The organism is Cellvibrio fibrivorans, assembly GCF_031457055.1.
In the GTDB taxonomy this organism is placed as follows: Bacteria; Pseudomonadota; Gammaproteobacteria; order Pseudomonadales; family Cellvibrionaceae; genus Cellvibrio; species Cellvibrio fibrivorans.
The window spans coordinates 244,849-267,901 of the sequence record NZ_JAVDVX010000001.1; the positions used below are offsets into that span (position 1 = coordinate 244,849).

The following is a 23,053-nucleotide window of genomic DNA, read 5'->3' on the forward strand; positions in this document are numbered from 1 at the left end:
GCTGTTATTAAGCCGGTGCACTGGTGCGAATCAAATGATCAAACGCACCCAGCGATGCTGTCGCACCAGCCCCCATCGCAATAATAATTTGCTTGTAAGGCACATTGGTGCAATCGCCCGCGGCAAACACACCCGGTACCGAGGTTTCTCCGCGCGCATTGATTTCAATTTCACCGCGATTAGATAACTGCACGGTACCCTTGAGGAAATCGGTATTGGGCAGCAGGCCGATTTGTACAAAAATGCCATCCAACTCCACTGACGCGATTTCATCGGTATTGCGGCTTTTGTATTTCAGCGCAGTGACTTTTTCACCGTCGCCGATCACTTCGGTCGTCAGCGCTTCGGTGATCACAGTGACATTGGGCAGGCTGGATAATTTGCGTTGCAATACAGCGTCGGCACGTAATTTTGAATCGAACTCGATCAAGGTCACATGTGCAACTATACCGGCCAAATCAATCGCCGCTTCAACACCGGAGTTGCCGCCGCCGATGACCGCAACGCGTTTGCCTTTAAATAGCGGACCATCGCAGTGTGGGCAGTAGGCGACGCCTTTGCCGCGATAATCTTTTTCGCCGGGCACATTCATTTCTCTCCAGCGCGCGCCGGTGGCGAGAATAATGCTTTTGCTTTTTAAACTCGCGCCGCTAGCGAGTTTTACTTCAATCAAATCGCCGGGATTATTACCAGGAATAACCTGCGCGGCTTTTTGTAAGTTCATTACATCCACGTCGTATTCTTTAACGTGCTGTTCTAGCGCTGTCGCAAGCTTGGGGCCTTCGGTTTCTTTGACGGAAATAAAATTTTCAATCGATACCGTATCCAATACCTGTCCGCCAAAACGTTCCGCGACTACACCCGTGCGGATGCCTTTGCGCGCAGAGTAAATCGCCGCCGCTGCACCGGCTGGTCCGCCACCGATAACCAATACATCAAACGGATCTTTTTCATTTAATGCTTTGGCTTCACGCGCAGCTGCGCCAGTATCGATTTTGGCGATAATTTCTTCGAGCGTCATACGGCCTTGGCCGAAGTGCTCACCGTTAACAAATACCGTTGGCACCGCCATGATTTTGCGTGCATCAACTTCTTGTTGAAACAAGGCACCGTCGATCATGGTGGCAGTAATTTTGGGGTTGAGAGCGGCCATTAAATTTACGGCTTGCACTACATCCGGACAGTTGTGGCAGGAAAGAGAAACAAATACTTCAAAATGAAATTTGCCGTCAATTGCTTTAATTTGCTCGATAGTTTTTGCATCCACTTTCGGTGGATGACCGCCGCTGTGCAAGAGTGCAAGCACCAGCGAGGTAAATTCATGCCCCATAGGGATACCCGCAAAATGAATACGGGGAGATTCATCTCGTGCAGCTACTGCAAAAGAGGGACGCAATTTAGCAGTGCCGTGATCAATCAAACTTACCTTGTCAGACAGGCTGGTGATTTCTTGCAACAGGGTAATCAACTCCAGACTTTTTGCGCTGTCATCCAGGCTTGCAACCAATTGAATGGGGCGTTGCAGTTTTTCCAAATAGGCTTTGAGTTGGCCTTTAATCGCGGCATCTAACATAGTCGTCTCCGTGGGATTTTCTGTGCAAGCCCACCTTGTGAGCGAGCTTGTTTATGCAAATCGTTTTGTAAAAAATTTGAAAAATATCGCTTGGCAAAATACTGACCGACAATATTTTCGTCATACCCGCGAACGCGGGTATCCATTAATCAATTTGGACTCCTGCGTTCGCAGGAGTGACGAATACATCAACTTAGCCTTAGATTTTCCCAACCAAATCGAGCGATGGAGCCAGAGTCGCTTCACCTTCTTTCCATTTTGCCGGGCAAACTTCACCAGGATGCGCCGCAACGTATTGCGCTGCTTTTACTTTGCGCAGCAGTTCCGATGCATCGCGGCCAATGCCGCCCGCATTCACTTCGATAATTTGGATCTTGCCCTGCGGGTCAATTACAAAGGTACCGCGATCTGCGAGGCCGGCCTCTTCAATCATCACGCCGAAGTTGCGCGTGATAGTGCCGGTTGGATCACCGATCATCGGGTATTGGATCTTGCCGATGGTTTCCGAGCTGTCGTGCCAGGCTTTGTGGGTGAAATGGGTGTCGGTTGATACGGAGTAAATCTCTACACCCATCTTTTGGAATTCAGCGTAGTTGTCGGCCAGATCGCCCAATTCAGTGGGGCATACAAAGGTGAAGTCGGCTGGGTAGAAAAACACCACCGCCCATTTACCTTTGATGTCAGCCTCAGTCAGGTGGACGAATTTGCCCTGATGATAGGCTTGGGCGCTGAAAGGTTTGATTTCTGAATTGATAGTTGCCATGAGTAGAACTCCTAAGGTCTGTGTGGGTTTGATCCCGTTGGGTTAATTGATTCAACGGGCACAGATTAGGGAGTTGGGCGCCATGGGGCTAATTGCATATCACCATGCACTCAATATTCAAAATCTATCGAAAATTAAAATCCAATGCTTATTGGCTATTGCAAAACAACAAAAAACCGCAGCCTCCTTTCGGAAACTGCGGTTTTTAATAGATAGGGATGGGTCGTCGATCAAGCGCTAAGTGACTGGCCGTTCGCTCTACCGTGGCGATCAATAATCAGGCCGCCAGCCAAGTGCAGGTCTTCCATGATGATGCCGCCGCGTTCGATGATGACGGTGCCAGCTAATTTACCGTCATGCACCACAACGCCGGCGTCAGGACGTGAAGTGTTTTCCAGAATCACACCACCCGCGAGTTGATTCTTTTGCACAATAATTCCACGCTCAAGAATCACCCCACCACTCAGCAGTTTGATTCCACCGCGTTCAATAATCACACCACCTTCATCGTGAGTGTCAGGCGTGTTTTCAAGAATGACAGCACCCGCTAATTTGTCCTGCACGATAATGCCTTTTTCCAAAATCACACTGCCGTTGTCCGGCTGGCATTCCAGAATGACAGTACCATTTAAGGATTGATCGAAGGGTGGAGTTGCCTGCTTTTCGAGAATCACCCCACCGGCAGAGGCTAATTGGGCAGCGAACAACAAAGAGATAAACAGAGCAGATTTAGATTTCAACATGATTGCATCCTCGCAATAATTTTTACAATTAACCTACCACTATGGCAGGCAGTTTGATTTCCTTTCGGAGTTTAGGTAACGCATTGAGTCAATGAACAAACCATCCTTGAAGTTCAACACCTCGCGGCGTTTTTTCGTCCCTGTCGCTTTGTTCATGTGGGCATAATAAGCAGTGAACTTGTCAGAAGTTTGTCGCAGATAATTATTTTTGTGGCAATTGTGTCAGAGAGGCAAAAACAACAAGCACGCTGGCACTAAGGTAATGCGCTGTAATTCAGAATGGCGCCGTATGCTGCTATGGTCTTTAATTGATTCTTCTTATTCGCTGCCCCATAACGCAAACAGCCAAAGCTCAATTAATTACCCGTTGGTTGGGGCTGGTCGAGTGGGTTTACGAACTGCAACGGATTGAAGATTGGCAGCGTGCCCGTAGGTTGGGGCGGGTCGCGTAGACTGAGTTTACGAACCGCAATAGCTTTAAGGTCTGGAAAGTGCCCAAAGCGGACATACACCAAAAATGAGAGCAGAGTCTATAAACCCAGTTTCCCTTAAATCAATAATCTTATGAATGTTGAAATTTTTCGATGAAAAATTGGTAAAAATTGAAACATATGTAAATGTCCGAACTATTTTATAAGCTGTTATCTTTTTATGGAGCAATTAATGGAGAATTGGCAGGAGATTACTTTTGTAGGCTCAGTGTTGGGCTTTGTTGTTTGGTACGTTAAGCACAAGATTATAACTTCAACAAAATTACAAATAGAGAGATTTATAGAGTTTGAAAAGAATAAAAACCAAGAGCTGCTAGAGTCCTTTAAATCCCATTTAGGACTTCAAACGGAGCTTAGAAAAGCTAAGCACCTTTCAATCTATGAAAGAAAAGTTCACGCCCTATTGGATAGCTTTGCTTGTATCAGTGACTGTGAATCTCCGATGGGAAAAATATCTGAAGATGCACTCACAAATAGAGGAGAAAATTTTGTCGATCTCCACGCTCAATTCTTAGGTCGTAAAGATATTCTACTAAATACATTTAGGAGAAATTCTGCACTATTTTCTGACTCTATTATAGAAAAATTCCAGCAATTTAAAAGAGAAGTTTTAATGCCATACTCTTCGACCTACAAGTCAATGTTAGAGACCTTGAGCTCAGGCGGGAAAATTACTGATGGTCAAATAAGTCGCTTAATGGATCTTGAGATTGAATATGGAAAATTCTCCAAAGCGCTGAAACATGAAATAAAAGACACGCTCAGTGAAATCTGACTATTAGATTTGCTGGATTATCATTCTCTGTATTACATAACAACTTAAAAACTGCTATTGAACTCCATCTTAGGCTGCCAGTGATAGAGACAACATATGAGAATAATGAATTGAGACCAAACATACTTTATAAATATCGTGATGATTCAGGGCGAACGGAAGATATAATCAAGAATCAAAAAGTTTGGCTTTCTTCCCCCTCTCAACTAAATGATCCACTGGAATGTAGAATTGGCGAGATTCCATTGGAATGGGAGACGAGGACCATTCGAGAGCTTGAAAATGGCCAATTGATGGGGGTAGTCATGCGGCCACCATTTTTCGAGCCACCAACGCGACTATTTTCATTGAGTGAAAGAGCAACAAAACATTGGATTAAGCGGTTTGGTAAGCTTAGCCACGAAAGGAAAGTTAAAGCTATGAGGCAATTGTATTCTGATCACGGTGTCGATTTGTCAAGGCCTGAGAACATATTTAAAGATATGCGTGAACGCCTATCTAAAGTTGGCATTTTCAGTTTAAGTGAAGATTGCTCCAATGAACTTATGTGGGCTCATTACGGCGCAAACCATCAGGGCATAGCATTAGGATTTAGTAGCTCTCATGACTGTAAGCTTGCAAGTCAAAGGCATTGCCTGCCTGTTACATATTCTCGAGAAAAGCCGACGTTTAACGCAGGCTTTATAAATGAGGTGCAAGTTTTCGCTCCCGGCTCCGGACGGCAAAATGTACAACGAGTCTCATTTGAAGATCCAGTTTTTCGGTCAACCATTAGTACCAAAACGTCTACATGGAATTATGAAAAGGAATGGCGATACGTGGAAGAGACTCATGGCCTTTTCGACTTTCCTGGAGATTTAAGCCATGTAGTTTTTGGCTTGCGTATGAGCCCAGAACGTAAGTTGCACTATCGAAATCTCGTTAAGCAGAATACTAATCATAATGTCGAGTTCTTTAGTATCGGAGAAAATCAGGATTTAAGTGGTTTAACTATTATTAAAGAAAAATAGAAGAACCAACAAGTAACAGGCGGTTGCGGTAACGAGTCCTTAAAGCTCACGCCAAGAGCACGTTTTCTAGTTAATATGTTTCGTCGTCTGCTTTTGGTGAATCGCCGCGAGAAGATTATCGTAATGTGTAACTTACAAAGTACCTTCTGCGCTTAATGTCATACAACCATCCATAGCAGGAAGCTTTGATGCCTGATTTAAAAATTGACGCGCAGTTGGTTAAATGGGAAGAGCTATCCCCTCAGGACTGGAAAAATCTCCTGATAGGTAATGGTTTCAAATATATGGGAAAAATTTGGTTGCGGTACCTTATATGACCTTGCCAAAAGCAGTTCTGTTAATGCTCCTCTGTGCAAAATATACTTCTTTAACTATGAACTCATCCGCTGGGAGCCGCGACCTTAAAGGTGCCAGTGGCATAACGAGCGACTGCGATAAAAACAAGGAGTTATTGGTGCCACAATTATTCTGAACTCAAACAGAATTTTCATTTACCAAAGTTCGAAATTGGTGCGCTCATCAACAATGGGTTGATAATGAAAGGCATGGGCTGACCTTCAGTTACTCGATCATTTCGACGAAATAATTCAATTAAAAATGGGGGATTGCATGTTTGACGAAGATGTCAGCTTTAATACCGCACGAGAACTAATAGATTGTTTTATGGATGATAATGTCCTTTCCCCTAAAGGTGTGTTCGATGTAAGCGAGCGATTAATGAGCGGGTACCTTTTTAGAGGACAAGCCAGAGAGGAATGGCGATTGCTCCCTGTTGTTCATCGCTCCTCTGATTGTTTGGCAAACTATACGCCTCAACCGCCTTGTTTTCGCACGTTAGAAGAAGGGAATTTAAGACAATATTTGAGATTACATTTACATGCTGAACTGAGGGCTATACAACTTTTTTTAGAGGCGGCGGATCATGTTGGTATTAACACCCCCCTTGATTATCACTCGCTATTGCTCCATAACGAATTATTCAAAAATTTAATGTCTGATCACGAAGAAGATATTGATACGAGCTTTCCGTCACCGCAGTTTCTGTCTTGTATGGCACTTGCTCAACATTCTGGAGTTCCTACCAGATTGTTAGATTGGACTACATCGCCATTAATAGCGGCATATTTTGCGGCTGAAAAAGTTGCTGAAGATTTTCGTCGATGCGGAGACAACTATAATTTTTCTATTATTTGTCTCAATACTAATATTTTAGCTCATATAAAAAGTATTCAATACGTTTCAGCTGCTCGTGCGAATAACCCTTTTTTACTTGCCCAGCGAGGCGCATTTACATTGATAAAAGATGCTAACGGGTACCTTCTAAAGCATGGGCGATGGCCAAGTATTGAAGACATATTAAGTGCGGAAAGGAATTCTGAAACGCATTACATGAAATCCCCTCTGATTCGGCTTTCACTGCCTTCATCAGAAGCTGCCAGTTTACTGAAGCTGCTTTATAGATTAGATGTATCTAGGCTCACTATCATGCCTACGCTTGAAAATGCGGCTCAACACTTTTCACATAAAAAGGTGCTATGGAAGTAGCTTATGTCTGCTCTATGGCCGAAATTTACCATGTGATTAAAGGGCTTTTAAATGAGTAATTCTGTAGGTCGCGCTATCAACATGATGACCATTCGAGTTAGCAAATCTTTTTTTAATGCTGGTATTGCTGACATGGATTTTGAAGGTGAAATTATCAAGAGATTTCACCTGGATGAAGGGTCGTATCTTTCACTTAAGGGGCGCATTTGTTCATGGAAAACAGCTGCGACATTTAATACCAAAGAAGAGGCAGTTCTATTCTTTCATGAATGGGTAAATGAAAATAAAGTTAAGCGTGCAAAATACAAATTAGAGGTAATTGAGTATACAAGCCCAGAAGATGTGCACATTACTCTTTATGATGAAACGCATCCATTATGGATAATTGAAGAGAAAGAAAATCCAAGCATATCTAAGGCAGCAAGGGCATATTTCTATGATTACCTACATGAATTTGGATATAGCGAAAATACCCTAAAAACGTATCGCCGCGAAATTTTAAAATACGGTATTGATATAAATAGCAGGGTTGACTCAGAATTAAACTTAAGTCTCCGATCGGCAAGAATACGAGAGCAATATTATCAGGATAATTGTTCTGTCCATGTGAAAAAGACCCAATTACATATCGTTTGACGTGAATTGGTGGTTGGATTTAATCGCGCAGCCTGAAGTCGACTCTTGGCCGAACGGGGTAGATTTGTCCAGAGCGGAAGTTTAAGCTTAATTAATAAGTAGCTAGTGCTGCACACGTACTTTATCGAGGCCGTAATCCTGTGAGTAAAACAAATAATCTAAAAAGGTCAGTAGAAATGTTTGCAAAGGATCTTGAAGGGGCTTTTGAGAACCGAAAGTTTGTTGTTTTTCTCTGTGGACCTTCTTTAGATCTTGCTTCTTCAGATAATGCAGCTGCTTTAAGAAAGTGTATAAAAGAAAAGTTAGAGGCAGAAAACTTTGACGTAGTTTTGGGCGAAGATGATGGTCTTGAGGCTTTGCGGAAAAAGTTCTCTGGCATGGCCCATGATAATGAACTCCAATTCATTCAAAATCATAGTAATGCTGTAATTTTGATTGCAGCCAGTGTAGGGTCTTTTTGTGAGTTGGGATTGTTTTCCCATCAACATGTCCACGCGAATGCTCGAAAGACTGACTTTATATTGATAATGGATGAAGCTTACAAGGATGATGTTTCTTATATGAATGAGGGGCCAGCTAAAGCGATTGATACATTTGGCGGCCAACTTGTGCATTGCGACTTTTCAGCCTTTGATACAGCAGCCCTGGTTGATCGGTTAAAAACTAGGCGTCATGTGTGGTTTACAAGCGGTAGCGGAGCCCTCACATGAGTATCCAGTTTAATGATCAATTGCTTTTATGGGGATTGGGTGTCTTACAGCCAGCTGCTCCCCAAGAGGTCTTATCATTTTTGAAACTGGTTTATCCTACAGTAGAGCAATGGCCAGATGAATTATACCTAAATGGCTGTTTTTCCCATTGGGAAGCTTCAAATTATATTGTTCTTTTAAATAAGAAATATTCGATGTACTCGCTGACAGCATTGGCGAACATGCGGATGGATGTAAAGCTTCGGCGGCAGAGAGATAAGGCTAGGATTTGCTTGTTACGAGCAGCTTATGATGCTAGCCTAATCCTGCCGGGTGCAATGGATCAAGATTTGGATGGCGCTTCGCCATCTTCAGAATTTAGTTCAACATTACAAGAGGGCTCGCGACCAGTAGGTTCTGGTTCGAAGCCTTCGCGGACGGAGCCGACTCGTCTTCGAACCAGAACCTACTGGTCGCGGGTCTCAGAGCAACTTAGTACTCAGGTTGGCCTTGACTTCCATTCTCCCGGCATTCCTTCCTTTCAATACCGCTATTGTTCCTTCCCAACTCTAAAAACATTGCATCAAGCAAGTATGAGCGAGTCCTGTGAGAAGGATATGTCCCTCAGCCAGCTCGGGTTGGCGATTGGGGTATCTCCTCGTTTACTTACCTCATTCATTCATAAACCTGAAAACCACTATAGACATTTCAATCTACCAAAAAAGGGCGGGGGTGAACGCGATATTGCAGCTCCTCGCTTTTTTCTTAAAACAATTCAGTATTGGATTAAGTCATATATTTTATGCCATTTGAAAGTCCACGATGCATGTCATGCCTACATGAGTGGAAGATCAATTAATACAAATGCTGAGAAGCACATTGGTAAAGCTTATGTGGCGAATGTCGATATCGAAAATTTTTTTGGCAACATAACCAAAGAGCATGTTTTTCGGGTTCTTGAGAAAAATGGCATTGGTCGTAATTTAGCAACAGCAGTATCAGGTATTGTTACGTTGAATAGAGTTATTCCACAGGGAGCGCCAACCAGTCCTGTTATTTCTAATGCGGTTCTATATGACTTTGACGAGGCGATGTCCAAAATTTCTGTGGCCCGTGGTTTGGACTACAGTCGATATGCTGATGACATTACTTTTAGCGCCAATTCGAGGGCGGCTATCGAATCTATTGTTTCGAAGTGCCGAGAGTTATTGGCGAATGAGGGCTTCAACCTTAAAGATGAAAAAACTCGTGTAGCTAGTAATCGTGCGAGTCAGCGAGTAACGGGGTTGGTGGTCAATGAAAAAGTTCAGCCCCCGCGAGAGTATCGCCGAAAGCTTCGAGCTATATTCAATAATGCTTTGAGAAATCCACATGAGTATGTTGATAGGCTAGATGAGCTGTCTGGTTATTTCGGCTACTTGTCATCCTTTAGTTGCGGAAGAAATGCTAGGCAGATTCGTAAAGACAGGCTCGCGCTTTATAGGGTTCGTAGGCTTGTTCGTATACAGAAATATAAAGATGAATCAGTTTAGGTAGCAAAGCCAAGTCATTCGAAATAAGAGGCGCAGTAGATTTTTAGCGAAATTATTACCTAATATGCATCACCTTTTAATTGCTAATTCAATGAATCGTGTGCGGCACTTTAGTCAAATCGTTCTGCGGGACATAAGCAGTTAGAGAGTGGTTCGAGTAGAGGCTTTTTGAATGTCCGCAATTGGCCGTTTACTGAATTTTAGATGTATAAGAACGATTATGAGTTGAGGTGCGAATGAAATATCTCTTGGTAATCCTAATTGCTATTTTTACCTCTCCAGTTAAGTCAGATGAGATCACTAAAAAATATATTGGTGTATGGGGGGCTTGGAGTACAGCAGGGATGGCGATTTATGCATCTTTTCGTATTGACGAAAATTACATTAGTTGGGCTGGGCATAGAGATATAAGTCCTGAGTGCAAGGTTGGTTATAAGGTCATCGAGCATATTAGTGCAACAACTCATCAAGATGTTCCCGCTAATTCGTTTATTTCTGATAAGCACAAAAATATTGTATTTGATTATTTTAAGATTGAGTTGGACCCCAATGAATGTTCAGATTTTTTGCATATACTCTTGTCATTCCCAAGAACAGATGCGTTCTATACGGATGAGATATATAACACTTATTTTATTGGGTATATGAAAAATGGTAGTAAAGAAAGCATATTGGTAAATGTAGGAAATCCTTAATGACAGTAATTTGAATCAGAGTGGAGAGCTGCTCCTGGTCATTATGCGACCTTCGGCGTTTTTTATTAATTACTTTTTAATGTTAGCTTTCTATTGATCGGCGCATGAGTGATTTGAATCGCAATCGGAAGCAATGCCATGTTGCGGTTCGTTCCTCACCAGCAACCTACAGTAGGTGCCAACGCCAGCCTCTGACCGAAATCCGAGATCAAAAAACCACAACACCCAGAGAATCAATTGATTGCATGACTTAATGCTTTTCACAGACGGCAGCGTAGATACCAAAACTCGCATCGGCTTTGGTGCTTACCTAGCGATTAATAGCACGGAGTCACCGCGTGCTGATTTAAAAACAAAAGTGAAAGTAAAGAAATTTGAAAACACATCGTCAACAACACTGGAATTGCAAACCTTGTTGTGGGCTATAGATGATGTATTTTTGTTACACCCAGAAAAAACCAAGCGCGTAGCGGTTTATAGTGATTCACAAAATATCCTGGGTTTGCTGGCACGGCGCAGTAGTTTAGAAGTGCGGGAATATTTTTCGCGCGATGGCAAGCAATTAAATAACACTGAATTTTACCAGCAATTTTTTAAAGCGATGGATCAGTGCGATTGCCAGATTATTAAAGTGGATGGACATAAACCCCGACACAGTAAAAATGATACGGATCAGCTATTTGCGCTGGTTGATAAAGCTGCGCGCTTTGCCTTGCGCGAGTTTAATCGCCAAATTTCCTAGCCATATGGCGCAAGGCAAAGCAGTGTTTACTATTTTGCCGCCGCTTTCATAACATCTGCCATAACCCCATAAACAGTTACCCAAGCCGTTTTTACATCTGCCGTAAAATCTTGCCCAAGCCCCTGCCCCAGGGTTTTTAACAGCGCAGTGCCGACGGTATCGTAGTGGGAATCTTGTACGCCGTAACCGCCGTGGCGTTTGCCGAGGTTTTGTAGCACTGGTACCAGCACATCCAGCTCGGTTAATTTATTCACGGCGATGCCGATCATATCGATTAATTTTTTTCCTTGTGCATGCAAATCACCTTTGAAGAGCGGCTTTAAAGCGGGGTCAGCATCAAACAGATTGGTATAAAAAAGCGCAGCGGCTTGCGGGCCAATGGCTGCTACTTTTTGCCATGAACTTTGCACGAGTTGGATGGTTGAGCTATCCATAACGACTCCTTTATTCGCAGAGAAAAAGATGAGGGAAATAAAAAGGCAATCACGCTGGGTGATTGCCTTTGTGGTTAACGCACTTATTGCACAATAATATTTTTTCCTGGCGGATCGGGTTGCGGGTTGAACTCGTCAACTTGCGCTTCAATAGCTTTGCCTGGTGGATCCGGCTGCGGATTGAAATTACCGACAGGCTCTTTCACACGCAGATCCGGCATTACTATGCTTGCTTGCGCAGTACCCGCGCCCACAACCAAGGCCAACACACTTATCAATTTAATTAATTTCATTTTTCAAATCCTCTTGAATAATTTTCAAAAAATTCCGTTTGTTTAACTAATTTAACTACTTGCGCCAGATTCCGGTGTACACAGAACCGCAGTACCACCAGCCATAACGGGTGTAACCAAGTTTGGCCAAGTCATCTGATTTTTTGTTGAACGAAGTTAACGACATGCCGTGATACGCCTGCCATGCACCAGTCGAAGGAACCCAGCCAGTGTTATAAATTTGGCCATTGTCAGTACAGGCATAAACGTTGGGCATTACGCCGGAATCCGCAAAGTGATTGAACCAGGCTTGCATGCGCTCATCGGGAATATTGTTTACTGTCCAATAAGCGACTGAATGTGGTGCCCAGACCATCATTTCACCGGCGGGTATGGATTTACCCTTTAACAAAGTCCAGGTGGCATTGACTGAAGCAGTCTCATTCGTAAATGGCGTTGTTTGACCGCGATCGAATTTCATTGCGATTGGCAGGTTATCTCCGGTTTGCACATGCACATGCAAATGCGGGCCAGATGAGTTTCCATTATTACCGACCAAACCTAATACTTGCCCTTTGGTAATGCGCGCACCACCCCAGACTCTACCTGCCATTGTCCAAACTGCGCCTTCTTCTTTGGCGGGTAAGTAGGTGGCATTGTGCGGACATAAATCGGTTGGGATCGAGCCGGGTTGGGCATGGGCATAGAGAGCGTAGTTGCCATCGTCTTGCAGAACCCACAAGTGGTTTCCGGCATAGCCGATATAACCTTCCGCTACTTTGGCGTGATTGGAGCCGGGCGTGTTTTCCGGCGCGTTACGCCAACAGCCAACGACGGTACCTGAGTCCATCGCGCGAATTTTTGCACCATAAACAATGTGGTTGGAGTTGACCTTGTTGTCCGCGCCATTAGTTTTGAGGTGATCCCATTTACCGCTGCCGATGTGGCGGCGGGCAATAATGTCCAATGCGTATTCCTGAGCGCCGCCAGACCAATGGGTGTCAGTGGTGTAACGGTAATTCAGGTTGATGTCATCGGCGCGCAGTGGAAAATCAGATGCCGAGGCGGCGATAGAAACCAACGCGGCAGAAGCTGCGATCAGTGAACGCCCCAAAGACAATGAATGGAAAAACGTATGAAGTGCTTTCATTTTGAACATCCTTATAAATTCAAAAAAGTATGAGTAAGTGTTTAGTGAAGCGCCTGCTTCGGTTTACATCAGGGAAAACATTGAGCAAAAAAAGTGAACAACAGCAATGAACAAGTTCCGTTTAACAGCAGCGACAGCCATGTCGTTTGTTCATGTGGCCATAATAGAGGGGGAAGTTGTCAGGAGTTTGTCGCGCAGAGGGAGATTTGTGTCAATTGTGTCAGCGACCGGGCCGGTCACCGATCGGGACTATCCCGGCCCCGGCACATACACATAGCCGACACTGCGTACGGTTTTGATGGTGGTGGGTTTATCCGGATCGGGTTCGATTTTTTTACGCATGCGGGTGATGCGGCTATCGATAGAGCGATCAAAGGGATCTGCATCGGTTTTATGGGCGAGTTCCAATAAATAATCGCGCGACAAAGGGCGGTTGGGATTTTGCAAAAACACCATAAGTAAATCGTATTCCATCGCCGTGAGCGGAATTTCCTCTTCGCCCTCCCAGAGCTTGCGCGCTTCAATATCCAGTAAACATTTGCCGACTTTTTTGCGTGCGTCTTGCACCGGTTGGCTATTCGCCGGCACTTCATTTTGCGTGCGGCGCAATACGCTGCGCACGCGCGCCAGCAGGGAACGCAAATCAAAGGGTTTACTCACATAATCATCGGCACCCATTTCCAGGCCGACAATCATATCCACCTGTTCTGCTGCTGCAGTAACCATGATCACACCCGCGCTGGTATGCGCGCGCAGATAACGCGTTAGCGTAAAACCATCCTCACCCGGCATATTTAAATCGAGCAATACTATGTGCGGTGTATAATCCGGCAACAGCGCTTTTAGTTCCTGCCCGTTCGCCGCCATTTTTACGTCAAAACCTTGCATCGAAAAATAATCGGCCAGGGTTTCACAAATATCCAGCTCATCATCGACAACAATCATTTTGTAATTAATGGTCATGGCATTTTTTCTCCGCTGCTGCTGACCGGTTGATCGGTACCTTGATTAGCAATAGGTTGATTGGCGATAGGCAGACACAGACTAAAACACGCGCCCATACCCGGCACCTCTTCATATTCAATACTGCCTCCGTGGCTCTGGATAATACCGTTGCACACCGACAGCCCCAAACCTGTACCTACACCAACCGCTTTGGTAGTAAAAAAGGGTTCAAAAATACGCGCGCGCAATTCGGGGGCAATACCGCTACCGGAATCCATTACCTTTATGCAAATCTGTTCGCTGTTCTCCACTTGTATGGAAACAATGCGGATAATTTTGCGCGGCTGATCTTGCAGTGCTTGCTGGGCATTGATAACCAGATTGCTAATGACCTGATGCAATTGGTTGTGGTCAGCCATCACTCCCGGCAATTGCTCACTCAATGCCAATTCAAGATTGATTTGTTGATTGCGCAGATTGAAATCGAGTAAATCGATAACATCCTGAATTACGCGATTTATATCGACCAGTTTGCGCTTGGGTGGCTGCTCACGCGCCATGGATAAAAACGTCGAGACAATTTTCACGCAGCGCTCGGCGGCATTGGCAATTTTTTCGGCGCGCTTTAATACGCGCTCGTCTTGTTCCGTTTCGCGTAGCAATTGCGACTGCCCCACCACAATGGTGAGTGGATTATTTAATTCATGGGCAACACCGGCGAGCAGGGTTCCCATGGAGGCCAATTTTTCATTGCGCTGCAGCACTTCGCGCTGCTGTGCAATTTCGCGTTCGGCATTGCGCTGCGCGGTTAAATCGCGGATATAGGCCGTCACTAAACGGCGACCAATTAAATCCACCTGCCGCAGTGTCAACTCAACCGGAAATTCACTCTTGTCTTTGCGTTTGGCCTGCAATTCCAAACGCTGTCCGAGCACGCGCGGCTCACCGGTTTGGCTGTAGCGACGAAAGCCATCTTCGTGACGACCGCGGGTGGCGTCGGGCACAATCAGTTCACCAATTGATTGCCCTAACGCCTCTTCGCGACTGTAACCAAACATGGCCTCGGCGGCTTCATTAAATTCAATGGTAGAACCGCTTTCATCAATTGTGATCACCGCATCAAGCGATGCGGCAATCATCGCGCGGTGTAATTTGCTGCTGTTATTTTTTATCACCCGCGCCTGGTAAAACTGCCAGCGCGCATGTTGCTCAATCGTGTAGCCAGCGAATATACCGATGACCGCGTTGGAGAGCAGAAAAAAATTATTGGAAATAATATCGGGCAGATGCAGCTCTTTATAAAACGCAATCAGGTTGTAACAGAACATGATCACCATCACCGTGCCGAGCGAATTCACAAAGCGCAAGCCGACAATAAATAGCGTCCAGGTAATGCAGAGGTTAATGCCCGCGTAGTAATAATGGCTGTATTGGTTATCGGTAATCAGCAACATGGCGAATATGCCGCTGGCAGCCACCATGCTGGAATAAAAAATAACTGGCTGGTGGATCTGCTTAAAAATCGGTTGGAAGGTGAGCCAAAATAACAGCGCAAACAGCGTGCACACCACAGCGCGGATTCCCCACAACTGCAGCATTTTTTCCGGCACTAATAAATAATCGAGAAAGGCGAAATTTAAATAGAGTGCAAACGCCAGAGCGAGAGCCATGCGCACTTGCCGCGCAATATTGTCGGCGAGGTTCGCCGTGTATTCCTGCTCCAGCGCGGCATCCTTGAAACACAAACGGATAGGATCGAGCACTTGATAGCGCTGCTTGAACGCCAAAGAGCTGTAAGTGTCGATAAGTGGATCGTTCAATTAATACCCCTGATCCACCATTTCCTGTACCCGCGCCAGACCTTGCGCCACATCAGAGCCGGGCGCTGCAAACCGCAGGCCTTGCTGTACAAACATTTTGGCTTTTTCCGGCAGGGCTAGTTGCACATAACTTTGCGCGAGCACCAAATACAAATCAGCCGCGCGGCGTTCAATACGCAGGCCACGCTCAGCGGTAGCGATAGCGCCCTGGTAATCCTGGGATAAATATTGTTGGCGCGCTTGTTTGGCGAGACTCTGCGCTGCGGGATTGAGCGCAACGCTTGGCACAGGTTTGGGCACTGCACCGGGCTGCGGCTGCACTACCGCTGGCTCGCCGGGTTTTACCACGCTAGTGGGTTTACTAGTGACAGGAGCCGGGGTCTGTGGCTGATGGGTGCTGGTCGTGCAGCCGACAATTACAAGCACGCCTGCAAACACGCAGACGCGGGTCAGTAAATTAATCATGGATCACTCTGAGTTCGGATGTATGTGTGTGCCGCGATTTATTTTGAATCTTTCGCGGCGGCCTTTAACAAGCGCGCCACTTCTTTCCACATATCGATGTAAGCGAGTGCCGCGCGGCTGCGTTGATTGTAGCTGGTTAGCGGGGCACGGCGCAGCCCCATTTGCTCGACAGCGGAATCGTTGGGGATATAGGTTTTGAGCATGGGCACCGGCATTTTTTTGCTGTTTTCAACCGCCTCGCGGTGCAAGCTGCGGCGCATGTCCACCTGGTTAAAAAATCCAACGATTCGTGTTGGCGCGGATTTTTTGCCATTCAAAAATTCCACCACCTGTTCCATCGCACGGATCGACAGAGGGCTAGGAATCATCGGGATCAATAAAATATCCACTTCCAACAATAACTGCTCAACGCTGGGCGAGAGGGTGGGCGGAAAATCAAAGATGAGGATATCGGCTTTTTCGCTCAGGGGTTTGAGCAGTTGCTTGAGGAATTTCTTGTCTTTGCTGAGTTCGTCGAATTCGTTGTCCAGACTGCGCAGACTGAGATCCGCGGGAATCAGCGTCAGGCCTGGATAGGGGCTGTACAGCTCCATCTCGCCGATGGATTTGCCTTTGCTGAAAAGTTTAATCGCTTTGGTGGCGTCTGGCTCCTGTTGGCAAAACCAACTGGCAGCAGCTTGGGGGTCCAGATCCCAGAGGATCACATTCTTTTTTGCAGCGGCGGCCATATAGGCCATGTTGACTGCGGTTGTGGTTTTACCCACGCCACCCTTGAGGTTATAGAAAGCGATTTTAATCATGACAATCCTATGCGTGTAATGAAGCCTGTTTTTATAGGGATGCAAAACAACCAGCCACCAAGTATTAACTTGTAGCATTTTTAAGCGAATCCTTCAAAATTTATACGTCATCGGGTGTGTAAAAACACGACTGTGTGCAACCCCTACTGCGACTGACTGCATATCCAAGCGCGATCGGCTGGCGGCAGGTACAATCGCCGCTCACTTTAGCGAGCAGCAGTTATGACCCAGATCCATCCCTACGAACAACTCACACCCGACATGGTGCTGGATGCCATTGATAGCACCGGCTTCCTGACCGATGCGCGCATCCTGGCGCTCAACAGCTACGAAAACCGTGTCTATCAAGTGGGGATTGAAGGGGCGAGTCCGCTAATCGCCAAGTTCTATCGCCCCCAGCGCTGGAGCGATGCGCAGATCATCGAGGAACATGAGTTCACTCAAGCGTTGAAGGATTTGGAGATTTCTGTTGTACCACCGATGGCCAACGATGAAGGCAAGACGCTGCGTGAGTTCCAAGGCTTCCGTTTTGCGCTCTATCCGCGCCAGGGTGGCCATGCGCCCAACCTCGATGACTTTGATGCGCTGCTATCACTTGGCCGCACGCTCGGCCGCATTCATGCTTTAGGGCAGGCGCGGCCGTTTGCCCATCGCCCGGCACTGGATATCCAGACCTTCGGGCGCGACAGTTACGATTTCTTAATGGGTAATGACTTTATCCCCACCAGTTTGCGCGAGTCTTATCGCACCTTGGGAGCCGACTTGTTGGCTCGCTGCGAGACCCTTTTCAGCCGAGTGGATTACACGCCTATCCGCCTGCATGGCGACTGCCACCCGGGCAATATTTTATGGCGCGAAGACGTGCCGCATTTTGTTGATTTTGACGATGCGCGTATGGGGCCGGCGATCCAGGATTTGTGGATGCTGCTATCGGGTGAGCGCGAGCAGCAAACGCTGCAGCTCGCGGAAGTATTGGAAGGTTACCGCGAGTTTTGCGATTTTGATTTGGCCGAGTTGGCGCTGATCGAGGCACTGCGCAGCTTGCGTATCATGCATTACAGCGCCTGGCTGGCGCGCCGCTGGACTGACCCTGCCTTCCCTCGCCACTTCCCCTGGTTTAATACCGAGCGCTATTGGGGCGAGCATATTCTGGAGTTACGCGAGCAGTTGGCCGCTATGAATGAACCGCCGCTGGTCATTTATTAAGAATTGCGTGTTGGAAATTCAGCAGCGACACCCAATAATGGTTTATCCACGTTTTTATCTACCCGTTAATCTATTCCGTGTAAGGATCTGGCCATGAATGCCACCGTCACTGCCACTACCACAGCACTCGTCGCCGATAGCCTGTGGGAATCCATTCGTTTGCAAACCCGCAAGCAGGCGGAGTCTGAGCCAGTGCTGGCCAGCTTCCTCTACTCCACCATCCTCAATCACGACACGCTTGAGGCCGCGCTGAGTTTCCACCTCGCCAACAAACTCGACAGCCCGGCATTGCCCGCCATGCTGATCCGCGAAGTGATTGAAGAGGCGATGACATCCGACAAGACGATCGTTGAATCCGTACGCGCTGACTTGATGGCAGTGAGCGAGCGCGACTCTGCTTGCTGCTCACTGGTAACCCCACTGCTCTATTTCAAAGGTTTCCACGCATTGCAGGCTTACCGCGTCGCCCATTGGCTATGGCGCCAGGGGCGCAATTCACTTGCACTGTTTTTGCAGAACCGGATCTCAGCCGTGTTTGCAGTAGACATTCACCCCGCCGCCCAAATTGGCAAGGGCATTATGTTCGACCATGCCACCGGCATAGTGATTGGTGAGACGGCGGTGATTGAAGACATGGTGTCCATCATGCAATCCGTCACCCTGGGTGGCACGGGTAAAGAAGCGGGCGACCGCCACCCAAAAGTGCGCAAGGGCGTATTGATAGGCGCGGGCGCCAAAATTCTTGGCAATATCACCGTAGGCGAGTGCGCCAAAATTGGTGCGGGGAGCGTGGTGCTTAAAGATGTACCCGCACGCGCTACCGTAGCGGGTGTACCGGCACAAATCATCGGTGAAACCCAGTGCAATCAGCCCGCACGAGAAATGGATCACTTGATTCGCTAGTCATTTCCGGTGGGCGTTTTATTATTTAGAACGACAAAACGCCCCAAAATAAACCCCCTGCACCAAAAAATCCTCGCTGTTTGCTCCATCGACGCTCAAAAACCCTCTATATAACCGTTATTACGCCTTTGGTCTGATATTTGCTCAACAACTGTCTCAAGACCGAGGAGAACCTATCATGCAATACACTAAACCCATGATCGATTTGGTGTACGAGATTCGCCGCCGCGTAGACGCCGATATGAAGCCGAGCGTAAAAATGGCGAACCCGGAGATGCTGAAGGAATTAGCGGACTATCACCACAGCACCAAGGACACGATTACCAGAACGCTGATAAAAGAGCTGCTCCATCTAGCAGGTGACGAGTGGCACCAACTTGTCGAACCAGCCAAAACAGAAATGACCAAAACTACGGAAATACCCAAACAGGTAGTTAAAGTCTATCGCGGGCAAACCATTTTGGTGGATGCACCCCATGCCGCCGAAGAGGGCGTTGCACTGCGCGCAGCTTTGCTGGTATCGGATATCCCTCCACCCGCCAAACCGGTGCGAATGTATCGCGGTCATCCGGTGCTCTGAACCATCACTGCTGGACGATTGACGGATTCAGAGCCACACTAAAAGTGTCGTCAGAAACCGTGCCGGGCGACAACACCTGCCCGACACTCCAGATACTTTTTTAAGCTCCTGCAGCACCGGCAAATTCCCCGTTATGAACATAGTTTTGCGCAGGCTCACTTTTCTTATCATGCTGGCGGCAATATTACTGGCCGCCAGCAGCTCGTATGCGCAGGCGCAAAGCACTGCCAGTATCGCAGTCCTTCCCGATATTCATGAGGATTACCGTTTATTCCTGGGCGAGCGCCGCGCTGAAGACGTCACTTACTACGGCGGCAACCATGCGCGTCGGGACGTGATAGAGCTAATCTTGATGCAGCAGGCGCTAAAGCTCGGCGGCTTTTCTCAACCACTAGGCTTTGTTGATGAAGAAAATTATTTCCGCAGCATCCGCAATGTTATCGATGGCAAAACTTTAACCATCAGCGGCACTATTTGGTACGAGGATTTAGCTGAGCAAAAAGACCGGTTGCACATATCTCCACCAATTGTGATGAATGGGCAATTTATTGTAGGGATCTACACCTCACCACAAAATCAGTTAGCTCTGGCAAGTAAAAACCTCGAGCAACTCACCCAATTAAAAGTGGTTACCAGCAGCCAATGGAAACCTGATTTACATACCTTGCGAAACTTGGGCTTTGACAAAATTATGTATACGCCCAATTGGGTCAATATGGCGCGTATGGTGAATGCGGGGCGCGTTGATATTGCGCTCTCACCCTTTGAAATGAATAAAGATAAGGAAATTATTGTTGAAGGTATTCGCCTGATTCCAATTGACGGAGTAAAAATTGCAATTCAAGGCAGTCGCCATTGGCCAGTGAGCAAGAGCCACCCGCTTGGGGATGAATTTTATACGGCATTGGTAAAAGGCGTTACACAAATGCGTAGAAATGGAACGATTGAACGAGCTTACAGGGAATGCGGGTTTTTCCACCCCGATTTAACGGAGTGGAAACTTTTAAACCCGCCATCAAATTGACAGGCAAACGACAAGTTTATTTTTGTTGCTGCTTCAACAAATCGCGAATTTCCCTTAATAATAATTCTTCATTGCTCGGAGCAGGAGGGGCTGCAGGAGCTTCCTCTTCTTTTTTCTTCAAACGATTAATCACTTTGATAACCATAAAAATAACAAATGCGATGATGGTGAAATCAATCAGTGTCTGTAGAAATTTTCCGTACGCTACCAAGACCGGAGCCTGACCTTCCAGAAGAGCAGGTAAAGTAAATGCCAAATCCGAGAAATTAACACCGCCAATCAAGTAACCAATCGGCGGCATAACCACATCACCTACCAACGACGACACAATTTTTCCAAAAGCGGTGCCGATAATGACACCCACGGCTAAATCCACCACATTGCCCTTGATAGCAAAAGCTTTGAACTCTTTTATGATGCTCATGTTAAATCCCCTTCTTGAATTGAATGAGTCTGTTATTGGCAAGCACTGCAAAAGCTTTATAACTCATAACACGATTAAAACCAAGGTTGCCGATTAAAGATGCTGGTAGTTACTCATCTTCACGCTGGGCGTAAACATTAGGAATACCATCTTCATCAACCACCGCATGAATTACCATCGGCTGACAACAGACCTGACAATCCTCTACATAGGTTTGCTGCTCAAGCGAGCAATCGACCAGCACACTGATCGGTTCGCCGCAGTATGGGCAATCGAGAAAACATTCTTCTTGGAAACTCATCAACAACTCCAGCTATTAATACGCAGCAGGTAAATCGATACCCAACTCATTCCACAAGGCATCAACACGGTCTTTTACTGCTTGATCCATCACAATCGGTGTACCCCATTCGCGCGTGGTTTCGCCCGGCCATTTATTGGTTGCATCAAAACCGATTTTGGAACCCAAGCCGGAAACGGGTGATGCAAAATCGAGATAATCAATCGGCGTATTTTCAATCATAACTGTATCGCGCGCCGGATCCATCCGTGTGGTCATCGCCCAGATCACATCATTCCAATCGCGCGCGTTCACATCATCGTCAGTGACTATGACAAATTTGGTATACATAAATTGTCGCAGAAAACTCCACACGCCCATCATCACGCGTTTGGCGTGACCGGGATATTGTTTTTTCATGGTGACGACGGCCATGCGATAAGAACAGCCTTCGGGTGGCAAATAAAAATCGACAATTTCCGGAAATTGTTTTTGCAAAATCGGTACAAAGACTTCATTGAGTGCAACACCGAGAATGGCAGGTTCATCCGGCGGACGGCCGGTGTAAGTGCTGTGGTAAATCGGATCGCGTCTATGAGTAATTCGCTCGACGGTAAACACCGGAAAATTATCCACTTCATTGTAGTAACCGGTGTGGTCGCCAAATGGGCCTTCGGGCGCCACATCATTGGGGGCGATATAACCTTCCAAAATAAATTCGGCCGATGCGGGCACTTGTAAATCGTTGCCGATACATTTCACTACTTCGGTTTTATCGCCGCGCAACAACCCTGCGAATCCGTATTCAGACAGTGTATCGGGCACCGGCGTTACCGCACCGAGAATAGTCGCTGGATCAGCGCCAAGTGCAACTGCAACAGGATAATTTTTACCAGGGTTTTGAATTTGGAATTCACGAAAATCCAAGGCACCGCCACGATGGGAAAGCCAGCGCATAATCAACCGGTTTTTACCGATTTTTTGCATGCGATAAATGCCGAGATTCTGCCGCTCTTTGTGCGGCCCTCGGGTAACAACGAGCGGCCAGGTCACCAATGGGCCGGCATCGCCTGGCCAACAGGTTTGAATCGGCAACAGATCTAAATTGACCGCATCGCCCTCCAACACTACATCCTGACACTGCGCCTTGCTCAGCACTTTCGGGGCTAAATTTAAAACCTGCTTGAACAGCGGCAATTTATCCCAAGCATCTTTAAACCCTTTGGGTGGCTCCGGCTCTTTTAAGAACGCGAGCAACTTGCCCACTTCGCGCAAAGCACCAACGGATTCTTGGCCCATACCCAAGGCAACCCGCTCAGTAGTGCCAAATAAATTGGCGAGCACAGGAATCGCATAGCCTTTGGGATTTTCAAACAATAACGCGGGCCCACCGGCACGCAGGGTGCGATCGCAAATTTCAGTCATTTCAAGGTGGGGATCAATTTCCTGTTTGATGCGCTTTAATAAACCGCGTGTTTCAAGCAGGGCGATAAAATCGCGCAGGTCTTTGTATTTCATTTTTATAAAAACCCAAATAACTAATTTAAAAAGCACAA

General features: G+C 46.6%; 25 protein-coding genes. 12 read left to right on the forward strand and 13 right to left on the reverse strand.

All coding sequences use genetic code 11. The annotated features are described in order from the left end of the window. Positions 1-7 precede the first annotated feature (7 nt). The 3 genes from ahpF to J2X05_RS01125 form a co-directional block, all read right to left on the reverse strand. Entirely contained in the window at positions 8-1,573 is a 1,566-nt protein-coding gene (gene ahpF, locus J2X05_RS01115) for an alkyl hydroperoxide reductase subunit F (protein ID WP_310067568.1), read from the reverse strand. Positions 1,574-1,772: 199 nt separating this feature from the next. Next, positions 1,773-2,336 carry an alkyl hydroperoxide reductase subunit C gene (gene ahpC / locus J2X05_RS01120; RefSeq protein WP_310067570.1) on the reverse strand — a complete coding sequence of 188 codons (564 nt, stop codon included), beginning with the start codon at positions 2,334-2,336 and terminating at the stop codon, positions 1,773-1,775. Between the two features lie 230 nt (positions 2,337-2,566). After that, positions 2,567-3,079 (reverse strand): hypothetical protein, encoded by a 513-nt coding sequence (locus J2X05_RS01125; protein ID WP_310067571.1) that lies wholly within the window; start codon positions 3,077-3,079, stop codon positions 2,567-2,569. 663 nt (positions 3,080-3,742) lie between these two features. Here J2X05_RS01125 and J2X05_RS01130 point away from each other — a divergent pair. From J2X05_RS01130 to J2X05_RS01165, 8 genes are all read left to right on the forward strand, one after another. Then, positions 3,743-4,345 carry a hypothetical protein gene (locus J2X05_RS01130; protein ID WP_310067573.1) on the forward strand — a complete coding sequence of 201 codons (603 nt, stop codon included), beginning with the start codon at positions 3,743-3,745 and terminating at the stop codon, positions 4,343-4,345. A gap of 80 nt (positions 4,346-4,425) precedes the next feature. Beyond that, positions 4,426-5,355 carry a DUF2971 domain-containing protein gene (locus J2X05_RS01135; RefSeq protein ID WP_310067575.1) on the forward strand — a complete coding sequence of 310 codons (930 nt, stop codon included), beginning with the start codon at positions 4,426-4,428 and terminating at the stop codon, positions 5,353-5,355. A 609-nt stretch (positions 5,356-5,964) separates the two neighbouring features. Further along, positions 5,965-6,900, forward strand: a complete 936-nt coding sequence (locus J2X05_RS01140; RefSeq protein ID WP_310067579.1) for an FRG domain-containing protein — start codon at positions 5,965-5,967, stop codon at positions 6,898-6,900. Positions 6,901-6,951: 51 nt separating this feature from the next. Further along, the gene (locus tag J2X05_RS01145) at positions 6,952-7,536 is read left to right on the forward strand and encodes a hypothetical protein (RefSeq protein WP_310067580.1); all 585 of its coding nucleotides are present in this window, start codon (positions 6,952-6,954) and stop codon (positions 7,534-7,536) included. 140 nt (positions 7,537-7,676) lie between these two features. Further along, positions 7,677-8,246 (forward strand): hypothetical protein, encoded by a 570-nt coding sequence (locus tag J2X05_RS01150; protein ID WP_310067581.1) that lies wholly within the window; start codon positions 7,677-7,679, stop codon positions 8,244-8,246. After that, complete coding sequence (locus J2X05_RS01155; protein ID WP_310067582.1) at positions 8,243-9,757, forward strand: retron St85 family RNA-directed DNA polymerase; 1,515 nt, start codon at positions 8,243-8,245, stop codon at positions 9,755-9,757. Before J2X05_RS01150 ends, J2X05_RS01155 begins: the two co-directional genes overlap by 4 nt. Before the next feature lie 236 nt (positions 9,758-9,993). Further along, the gene (locus J2X05_RS01160; protein ID WP_310067583.1) at positions 9,994-10,452 is read left to right on the forward strand and encodes a hypothetical protein; all 459 of its coding nucleotides are present in this window, start codon (positions 9,994-9,996) and stop codon (positions 10,450-10,452) included. A gap of 253 nt (positions 10,453-10,705) precedes the next feature. Then, entirely contained in the window at positions 10,706-11,194 is a 489-nt protein-coding gene (locus J2X05_RS01165; protein ID WP_310067585.1) for a ribonuclease HI, read from the forward strand. Between the two features lie 29 nt (positions 11,195-11,223). Here J2X05_RS01165 and J2X05_RS01170 read toward each other — a convergent pair whose 3' ends face one another. From J2X05_RS01170 to J2X05_RS01200, 7 genes are all read right to left on the reverse strand, one after another. Beyond that, positions 11,224-11,628 carry a globin family protein gene (locus tag J2X05_RS01170; protein WP_310067591.1) on the reverse strand — a complete coding sequence of 135 codons (405 nt, stop codon included), beginning with the start codon at positions 11,626-11,628 and terminating at the stop codon, positions 11,224-11,226. An 83-nt stretch (positions 11,629-11,711) separates the two neighbouring features. Then, a complete protein-coding gene (locus J2X05_RS01175) occupies positions 11,712-11,921 on the reverse strand; it encodes a hypothetical protein (RefSeq protein ID WP_310067594.1) in 210 nt (69 codons plus the stop codon). Between the two features lie 55 nt (positions 11,922-11,976). After that, positions 11,977-13,050, reverse strand: a complete 1,074-nt coding sequence (locus J2X05_RS01180; RefSeq protein WP_310067598.1) for a hypothetical protein — start codon at positions 13,048-13,050, stop codon at positions 11,977-11,979. A 249-nt stretch (positions 13,051-13,299) separates the two neighbouring features. Next, positions 13,300-14,013 carry a response regulator gene (locus J2X05_RS01185; RefSeq protein WP_310067602.1) on the reverse strand — a complete coding sequence of 238 codons (714 nt, stop codon included), beginning with the start codon at positions 14,011-14,013 and terminating at the stop codon, positions 13,300-13,302. After that, the gene (locus J2X05_RS01190) at positions 14,010-15,815 is read right to left on the reverse strand and encodes a two-component system sensor histidine kinase NtrB (protein ID WP_310067604.1); all 1,806 of its coding nucleotides are present in this window, start codon (positions 15,813-15,815) and stop codon (positions 14,010-14,012) included. Before J2X05_RS01190 ends, J2X05_RS01185 begins: the two co-directional genes overlap by 4 nt. Further along, positions 15,816-16,280, reverse strand: coding sequence for a tetratricopeptide repeat protein (locus tag J2X05_RS01195; RefSeq protein ID WP_310067607.1), 465 nt, complete (start codon positions 16,278-16,280; stop codon positions 15,816-15,818). Positions 16,281-16,318: 38 nt separating this feature from the next. Then, the gene (locus J2X05_RS01200) at positions 16,319-17,080 is read right to left on the reverse strand and encodes a ParA family protein (RefSeq protein ID WP_310067608.1); all 762 of its coding nucleotides are present in this window, start codon (positions 17,078-17,080) and stop codon (positions 16,319-16,321) included. Between the two features lie 222 nt (positions 17,081-17,302). On the opposite strand from J2X05_RS01200, the gene J2X05_RS01205 reads away from it, so the two are divergent. From J2X05_RS01205 to J2X05_RS01220, 4 genes are all read left to right on the forward strand, one after another. After that, positions 17,303-18,286, forward strand: coding sequence for an SrkA family protein kinase (locus tag J2X05_RS01205; protein WP_310067610.1), 984 nt, complete (start codon positions 17,303-17,305; stop codon positions 18,284-18,286). Positions 18,287-18,379: 93 nt separating this feature from the next. Beyond that, positions 18,380-19,189 carry a serine O-acetyltransferase gene (cysE, locus tag J2X05_RS01210; RefSeq protein ID WP_310067611.1) on the forward strand — a complete coding sequence of 270 codons (810 nt, stop codon included), beginning with the start codon at positions 18,380-18,382 and terminating at the stop codon, positions 19,187-19,189. Between the two features lie 178 nt (positions 19,190-19,367). Beyond that, positions 19,368-19,769 carry a hypothetical protein gene (locus tag J2X05_RS01215; protein ID WP_310067613.1) on the forward strand — a complete coding sequence of 134 codons (402 nt, stop codon included), beginning with the start codon at positions 19,368-19,370 and terminating at the stop codon, positions 19,767-19,769. A gap of 133 nt (positions 19,770-19,902) precedes the next feature. After that, a complete protein-coding gene (locus J2X05_RS01220; protein WP_310067615.1) occupies positions 19,903-20,793 on the forward strand; it encodes a type 2 periplasmic-binding domain-containing protein in 891 nt (296 codons plus the stop codon). Between the two features lie 16 nt (positions 20,794-20,809). Here the strand turns inward: J2X05_RS01220 and mscL are convergent, their stop codons facing one another. The 3 genes from mscL to ubiD form a co-directional block, all read right to left on the reverse strand. After that, the gene (mscL, locus tag J2X05_RS01225) at positions 20,810-21,217 is read right to left on the reverse strand and encodes a large-conductance mechanosensitive channel protein MscL (RefSeq protein WP_310067617.1); all 408 of its coding nucleotides are present in this window, start codon (positions 21,215-21,217) and stop codon (positions 20,810-20,812) included. 109 nt (positions 21,218-21,326) lie between these two features. Next, on the reverse strand, positions 21,327-21,518 hold the full coding sequence (locus tag J2X05_RS01230; protein ID WP_310067619.1) for a CPXCG motif-containing cysteine-rich protein: 192 nt from the start codon (positions 21,516-21,518) through the stop codon (positions 21,327-21,329). Between the two features lie 15 nt (positions 21,519-21,533). Beyond that, positions 21,534-23,015 (reverse strand): 4-hydroxy-3-polyprenylbenzoate decarboxylase, encoded by a 1,482-nt coding sequence (gene ubiD, locus J2X05_RS01235; protein WP_310067621.1) that lies wholly within the window; start codon positions 23,013-23,015, stop codon positions 21,534-21,536. Between the last annotated feature and the right edge of the window lie 38 nt (positions 23,016-23,053).

Bases quoted from the DNA above. Each gene is read 5' to 3' on its own strand.
- J2X05_RS01125 (WP_310067571.1), bottom strand. From the start codon at position 3,079: ATGTTGAAATCTAAATCTGCTCTGTTTATCTCTTTGTTGTTCGCTGCC.
- J2X05_RS01200 (WP_310067608.1), bottom strand. From the start codon at position 17,080: ATGATTAAAATCGCTTTCTATAACCTCAAGGGTGGCGTGGGTAAAACC.
- ahpF (WP_310067568.1), bottom strand. From the start codon at position 1,573: ATGTTAGATGCCGCGATTAAAGGCCAACTCAAAGCCTATTTGGAAAAA.
- ubiD (WP_310067621.1), bottom strand. From the start codon at position 23,015: ATGAAATACAAAGACCTGCGCGATTTTATCGCCCTGCTTGAAACACGC.
- J2X05_RS01180 (WP_310067598.1), bottom strand. From the start codon at position 13,050: ATGAAAGCACTTCATACGTTTTTCCATTCATTGTCTTTGGGGCGTTCA.
- J2X05_RS01205 (WP_310067610.1), top strand. From the start codon at position 17,303: ATGACCCAGATCCATCCCTACGAACAACTCACACCCGACATGGTGCTG.
- cysE (WP_310067611.1), top strand. From the start codon at position 18,380: ATGAATGCCACCGTCACTGCCACTACCACAGCACTCGTCGCCGATAGC.
- J2X05_RS01140 (WP_310067579.1), top strand. From the start codon at position 5,965: ATGTTTGACGAAGATGTCAGCTTTAATACCGCACGAGAACTAATAGAT.
- J2X05_RS01130 (WP_310067573.1), top strand. From the start codon at position 3,743: ATGGAGAATTGGCAGGAGATTACTTTTGTAGGCTCAGTGTTGGGCTTT.
- J2X05_RS01155 (WP_310067582.1), top strand. From the start codon at position 8,243: ATGAGTATCCAGTTTAATGATCAATTGCTTTTATGGGGATTGGGTGTC.
- mscL (WP_310067617.1), bottom strand. From the start codon at position 21,217: ATGAGCATCATAAAAGAGTTCAAAGCTTTTGCTATCAAGGGCAATGTG.
- J2X05_RS01220 (WP_310067615.1), top strand. From the start codon at position 19,903: ATGAACATAGTTTTGCGCAGGCTCACTTTTCTTATCATGCTGGCGGCA.
- J2X05_RS01185 (WP_310067602.1), bottom strand. From the start codon at position 14,013: ATGACCATTAATTACAAAATGATTGTTGTCGATGATGAGCTGGATATT.
- J2X05_RS01170 (WP_310067591.1), bottom strand. From the start codon at position 11,628: ATGGATAGCTCAACCATCCAACTCGTGCAAAGTTCATGGCAAAAAGTA.
- J2X05_RS01175 (WP_310067594.1), bottom strand. From the start codon at position 11,921: ATGAAATTAATTAAATTGATAAGTGTGTTGGCCTTGGTTGTGGGCGCG.
- J2X05_RS01145 (WP_310067580.1), top strand. From the start codon at position 6,952: ATGAGTAATTCTGTAGGTCGCGCTATCAACATGATGACCATTCGAGTT.
- J2X05_RS01215 (WP_310067613.1), top strand. From the start codon at position 19,368: ATGCAATACACTAAACCCATGATCGATTTGGTGTACGAGATTCGCCGC.
- J2X05_RS01195 (WP_310067607.1), bottom strand. From the start codon at position 16,280: ATGATTAATTTACTGACCCGCGTCTGCGTGTTTGCAGGCGTGCTTGTA.
- J2X05_RS01165 (WP_310067585.1), top strand. From the start codon at position 10,706: ATGCTTTTCACAGACGGCAGCGTAGATACCAAAACTCGCATCGGCTTT.
- J2X05_RS01160 (WP_310067583.1), top strand. From the start codon at position 9,994: ATGAAATATCTCTTGGTAATCCTAATTGCTATTTTTACCTCTCCAGTT.
- ahpC (WP_310067570.1), bottom strand. From the start codon at position 2,336: ATGGCAACTATCAATTCAGAAATCAAACCTTTCAGCGCCCAAGCCTAT.
- J2X05_RS01230 (WP_310067619.1), bottom strand. From the start codon at position 21,518: ATGAGTTTCCAAGAAGAATGTTTTCTCGATTGCCCATACTGCGGCGAA.